The organism is Thiobacillus sp., assembly GCF_024708915.1.
In genome coordinates, this window is sequence record NZ_JANJXQ010000153.1 from 1 (window position 1) to 3,647 (window position 3,647).

Sequence of the window (3,647 nt, forward strand, 5' to 3'; positions counted from 1 at the left end):
GCGCGGACTATTCGGTGATGGCCGACCGCATCGAGACCGGCACCTTCCTGGTTGCCGCCGCCATGACCGGCGGCCGTGTGCGCACCACCCACGCCCAGCCCGACACGCTGGAAGCAGTGATCGCCAAGCTGCGCGAGGCGGATGCGAAGGTCGAGACGGGGCCAGACTGGATCGAAGTCGAATCCGACGGCAAGCTGAAATCGGTCGACGTGCGCACCGCGCCGCACCCGGCGTTCCCCACCGACATGCAGGCGCAGTTCATGGCGCTGAACACCATCGCCGAAGGCGCGGCCAGCGTCACCGAAACCATTTTCGAAAACCGCTTCATGCACGTGCAGGAACTGCGCCGCCTCGGGGCCAACATCGAGGTCTCCGGCCACACCGCCCTGGTGCGCGGCGTACCGCGACTGGACGGCGCCATCGTCATGGCGACCGACCTGCGCGCCTCCGCCTGCCTGGTGCTGGCCGGCCTGGTGGCGGCGGGCGAGACCACCATCGAGCGCATCTACCATCTTGATCGCGGCTACGAACGCATCGAGGAAAAGCTCACTCAGCTGGGGGCGCGCATCAAGCGGGTGCATTGAAGCGCATGCAGGAGCACCCGCAAGGGGCAGGCATCGGCCCGGGCACCTGGATATGATTATGGCTATAATGGCCAAATGAAAACCGCCTCAATATCCACCACCAAAAATCAGTTGAGTGCGCTGATTGAACAAGTGCGCCACGGCGAGACCATCCTCATCACCGACCACGACCGGCCGGTCGCCCGGCTCATCCCGGTCGTGAGTGAAAGCGGCCAGTCGGACGAACTTGCGCTCCTGGAACGCAAAGGCATCCTGCGGCGCGGCCATGGAATGGCCTGTCGTTTGACACCGCCCGCCATACCCCTGCAGCACGCCAGCGCACTTCAGGCTTTGCTGGAAGAACGCGAGTCGGGGCGGTGAAATTCTGGGATAGCTCTGCAATCCTGCCGTTGCTGGTTGGAGAAGTGAGCACGCCCCCAGCTCTCGGCTATTACGAAAACAATCCGGAAATCGTTGCTTGGTGGGGAACCCCGGTTGAGTGCGCTTCCGCCTTGGCCAGGCTGGAACGTGAAGCCAGGCTCGATTCGACAGAAATCACGCTGGCGTTGGGTCAATTGGCAGCGCTGCAGGCAGCCTGGCATGAAGTGCAACCCCTGGACGGCGTGCGTCAGATCGCTCAACGCCTGCTGCGGCTTCACCCCCTGCGCGCCGCCGATTCGCTGCAATTGGCAGCAGCGTTGCTTGTCTGCGAGCATAGACCGGAAGCTTGGAAATTCGTATGCCTGGATACGCGCTTGAGCCTGGCGGCCGAGCGCGAAGGCTTTATGGTCATCCGAAATTTTGCGGATTGAACGAGGGGAAAGCGGCGGGTCATATGCTGGCGGTAGAATAGTCTAGAGAGTTGCCGGGATACGCGCGCATCTTTTCCGAGCGTGGAAGTTTGAGACTTGATGGAGGTCGAGCATCATGCAAAGCACAATTGAAATTCAATGCCCGCAGGAAATTCTGCTTGGCTTGCACCTGGATGCCAAGCAATTTGCCGAACTGGTCAAGGAAGAGGCAGCTATTGCTCTGTTCCGTGAGGGCAAGTTGTCTTCTGGTATGGCGGCGAGCTGGTTGGGCGTGCCGCGCGCCCACTTTCTTCTGAAAGCCATGCAGGAAGGTGGTGCAAATCTACTGGAAAACAATGAAGACGATTTCGCCAGAGAAACTTCCTTGTTGTGATGGTTTTCTCGAACACGACACCGTTTATCGCATTAGCCAGCATTGACCGTCTGAGTCTTCTGCCGGAATTATTCGACCAGATATATACGTCGCCGAAGCCGTTATCGACGAATGTGCCGAAGGGGGCCGGATTCTTGTGCCTGATCTGAGAACACTGGGGTGGGTCAAGTCCGTCGCCAATGAAGACGACGCAACATTACCCGTCTTGTTCGAGTTGGATCACGGTGAAAAGCAGACCATCATTCTTGCCAGAAAACGTGGAGCATCCAAGGTGATTATCGATGAAAGAATCGGACGCGGGGTTGCCGAGTATCTCGGGCTGAGTGTGACTGGCACGCTTGGCGTGCTGGCAAAAGCCAAATCCCTTGGCTTGATACCGTCTTTCTTTGAGGCGGCATCAGCCATGCGCCAACAAGGCATCCACTACAATGCGGACTTGATCGCTCGCCTGGCGCAGCATCTGGGTGAGAATGGTAAATGACGCGCCATGATTGCGGTTCGCACCCCCGGGTTCCTCTTGATTACGGCCTCCTTCTGCCCGTTGGGCCGGTGGCGGAGGGCGCAATCACCAATGGCCATCTGCCCTCGACCACGGCCACGGCCACGAGCGCATCGAGGATAAAGGCGGGCCTCCTGCAACAGCGTGAACTTGTTGGAACTGCGATTCGTCCCCGCGTTTCAATGGATAATCCGGGTTGAATAATTGCAATCCCCGACACAAACCAACATGACCTACACCGGCATCACCCTTGCCCTCTCCAAGGGCCGCATCTTCGAGGAAACCCTGCCGCTCCTGGCGGCGGCAGGCATCACCCCGTCTGAGGACCCCGAGTCCTCGCGCAAACTCATCATCGGCACCAACCGCGCCGACGTGCGCCTCATCATCGTGCGCGCCAGCGACGTGCCGACCTACGTGCAATACGGCGCCGCCGACTTCGGCATCGCTGGCAAGGACGTGCTCAACGAACACGGCGGCAACGGCCTGTATCAGCCGCTCGACCTCAAGATCGCGAACTGCCGCATGATGGTCGCCGTGCGCGAAGGCTACGACTACGCCGGAACGGTGAAGCAGGGCGCGCGCATCCGCGTCGCTACCAAATACGTAAACGCCGCACGCGGCCACTTCGCGTCCAAGGGCGTGCATATCGACCTCATCAAGCTGTACGGCTCGATGGAACTCGCCCCGCTGGTCGGCCTGTCTGACGTCATCGTCGACCTCGTTTCCAGCGGCGGTACGCTCAAGGCCAACGGCCTGGTGGCGGTGGAACATATCAGTGAGATCAGTTCGCGGCTGGTGGTGAATCAGGCGGCACTCAAGCTCAAGCGCAATTTGATTCAGCCAGTGATCGATGCGTTCTCGGCCGCAATAAAATAGTTCAAGCGGTGTGAGTCGGCGAGACGTCGCCAGTCAGTGGTGCGCAAGCAGTTCAACCATGTTCTCTCCCTACTGGAGAGGCCGCTGCACCTTGGTTTTTGTTTGTGACGGGGTGGTTACGTTAGAATGCAAGGCTGATTTCTCTGGGGCCTTAATTCCGCCCCTCCCGTTACATGAAAAAAGCACTCATCACCGGCGTCACCGGCCAGGACGGCGCCTACCTTGCTGAATTCCTGCTGGGCAAGGGCTACGAAGTTCACGGCATCAAGCGCCGCACCTCGCTGTTCAACACCGACCGCATCGACCACCTGTACCAGGACCCGCACGAGACCGGCCGCAAGTTCATCCTGCATCACGGCGACCTCACCGACAGCTCCAGCCTGATCCGCATCATCCAGCAGGTGCAGCCCGACGAAATCTACAACCTCGCCGCGCAGAGCCACGTCGCCGTCAGCTTCGAAGAACCCGAATACACCGCCAACTCCGACGCCCTCGGCGCGCTGCGCATTCTGGAGGCCATCCGC

Annotated in this window: 6 protein-coding genes and 1 pseudogene; all 7 read left to right on the forward strand. The window is 60.0% G+C overall.

Translation table 11 applies throughout. The features are described from left to right. A pseudogene (locus Q0L94_RS10775) lies at positions 1 to 584 on the forward strand (UDP-N-acetylglucosamine 1-carboxyvinyltransferase); the annotation flags it as partial. Between the two features lie 75 nt (positions 585 to 659). Continuing rightward, entirely contained in the window at positions 660 to 944 is a 285-nt protein-coding gene (locus Q0L94_RS10780; protein ID WP_296753187.1) for a type II toxin-antitoxin system prevent-host-death family antitoxin, read from the forward strand. Then, positions 941 to 1,375: a type II toxin-antitoxin system VapC family toxin gene (locus Q0L94_RS10785; protein WP_296753188.1), complete on the forward strand. Its 435-nt coding sequence runs from the start codon at positions 941 to 943 to the stop codon at positions 1,373 to 1,375. Before Q0L94_RS10780 ends, Q0L94_RS10785 begins: the two co-directional genes overlap by 4 nt. 115 nt (positions 1,376 to 1,490) lie before the next feature. After that, positions 1,491 to 1,748, forward strand: a complete 258-nt coding sequence (locus tag Q0L94_RS10790) for a UPF0175 family protein (protein ID WP_296753190.1) — start codon at positions 1,491 to 1,493, stop codon at positions 1,746 to 1,748. A gap of 136 nt (positions 1,749 to 1,884) precedes the next feature. Beyond that, entirely contained in the window at positions 1,885 to 2,229 is a 345-nt protein-coding gene (locus tag Q0L94_RS10795; RefSeq protein ID WP_296753192.1) for a DUF3368 domain-containing protein, read from the forward strand. Positions 2,230 to 2,475: 246 nt separating this feature from the next. Next, positions 2,476 to 3,123, forward strand: coding sequence for an ATP phosphoribosyltransferase (hisG, locus tag Q0L94_RS10800; protein ID WP_296753193.1), 648 nt, complete (start codon positions 2,476 to 2,478; stop codon positions 3,121 to 3,123). Between the two features lie 173 nt (positions 3,124 to 3,296). Further along, a partial coding sequence (locus Q0L94_RS10805) for a GDP-mannose 4,6-dehydratase (protein WP_296753195.1) occupies positions 3,297 to 3,647 on the forward strand: 351 nt, incomplete at its 3' end.

What these genes read in the sequence shown, in the direction of transcription:
- Q0L94_RS10780 (WP_296753187.1), top strand. Translation starts at nt 660, where the DNA reads ATGAAAACCGCCTCAATATCCACCACCAAAAATCAGTTGAGTGCGCTG.
- Q0L94_RS10790 (WP_296753190.1), top strand. Translation starts at nt 1,491, where the DNA reads ATGCAAAGCACAATTGAAATTCAATGCCCGCAGGAAATTCTGCTTGGC.
- hisG (WP_296753193.1), top strand. Translation starts at nt 2,476, where the DNA reads ATGACCTACACCGGCATCACCCTTGCCCTCTCCAAGGGCCGCATCTTC.